This is a genomic window from Cupriavidus sp. 05N39, from assembly GCF_056397325.1.
In genome coordinates this window covers 1-377 of sequence record NZ_JBFTNE010000389.1, presented here as the reverse complement: position 1 = coordinate 377, position 377 = coordinate 1, and the positions used below count along the sequence as shown (strand labels likewise).

1 protein-coding gene is annotated in these 377 nt (G+C 72.1%); it reads right to left on the bottom strand.

What is annotated here, in order from left to right; all coding sequences use genetic code 11:
- Positions 1 to 377, bottom strand: a 377-nt coding sequence (locus tag AC1DN0_RS41840) for a S1C family serine protease (RefSeq protein WP_477146720.1), incomplete at both ends; no start/stop codon positions are given.

Sequence of the window (377 nt, the reverse complement as noted above, 5' to 3'; positions counted from 1 at the left end):
TGTTCCTTCAGCGTGGCCTTGAGCTGCAGCGGCTTGCCGTCGCGGCGGATATCCAGGCTGAGCACGCTGCCCACCGGCTGCAGGCCCTCGATGTTGTGCAGTGCCTGCGCGCTGTCCACGCGCTGGCCGTTGGCCGACACCACCACGTCGCCCGGGCGCAGCCCGGCGGCGGCGGCACCGGAACCGGCCAGCACCCGCGTCACCAGCGCGCCGCGTGCCTCGCTCAGGCCCAGGCCTTGGGCGATCTGCTGGGTCAGGTTCTGCGCTTCCACGCCGAGCGTGCCGCGCACCACCACGCCATGCTTGACCAGCTGGTCGACCACGTCGCGCGCCAGGTTGGAGGGGATGGCCAGGCCCAGGCCGATGTTGCCGGCCAT